Annotated in this window: 1 protein-coding gene; it reads right to left on the bottom strand. The window is 59.1% G+C overall.

Annotated features, from left to right (window positions below; genetic code table 11):
• Positions 1–34 precede the first annotated feature (34 nt).
• Positions 35–727: integrase core domain-containing protein (locus tag EH240_RS37205; RefSeq protein WP_148101195.1), on the bottom strand; the 693-nt coding region annotated here is incomplete at its 5' end.

Below are 727 nucleotides of genomic sequence, written 5' to 3'. Positions count from 1 at the left end.
TGTCCAGCCCGGAGACATGGGTAACAGATTGTACCTAAGACATGGGTGACAATCTCGTGCCGAACGGATTGTCGATGGTCTGCAAGGTCCTCTGTTCCAAGTCGATATAACCGAGATCATAGTGCATGAAGCTGACGAGCCAAATGCCGTCGTCGACTTCGGTGATTCCGAGCCTCTGACCGGCGAGCACGGTCGAGATGTTGATCTTCTTCCTGTGCATACAGATGCGGCCGCATGCAGTGACCAAGATGTCGCGGTCGTGGAAGGGGTATTCCAGCTCCGGCAAGCCCTGATAGGCTCTTGAGGAAGGCGTATAGAGCTCGCCCGGGGTGCGCATGATGAGCGCTTCGTGTGGCCTTTCCTCGTTGAATTCGCTGATGAAAGCGTCGAATCTTGCCTGCTGCTGGAAGATGTTCATGCCGGGCGGCCTTGTCGTCTCCTTCTTCAAGGTCAGATGCATACGCTCGTGGCGGCCGTTCTGGTGCGGGTTGCCCGGCTGGATGCGTTCGATGGCGATGCCGAGCCTGAGCCAGAACACCGACAGGCGCGAGAGATTGTAGAGGCCGTTGGGCGAAGCGAAAGGGAGCCCGTTGTCGGAGCGGATGGCGGCGGGCAGGCCGCGTTCCCTGAACAGCCGGACGAAGGCCTCGATGACCGGCATCTCTTTTGTCGATTCAAGGGCTTCGCAGGCGAGCACATAGCGCGAGGCCTGGTCGGTGACCGTCAG

The organism is Mesorhizobium tamadayense, assembly GCF_003863365.1.
Taxonomy (GTDB): domain Bacteria; phylum Pseudomonadota; class Alphaproteobacteria; order Rhizobiales; family Rhizobiaceae; genus Mesorhizobium; species Mesorhizobium tamadayense.
The sequence above is the reverse complement of the archived record's forward strand: the minus strand, read 5'-3'. Positions and strand labels throughout refer to the sequence as shown.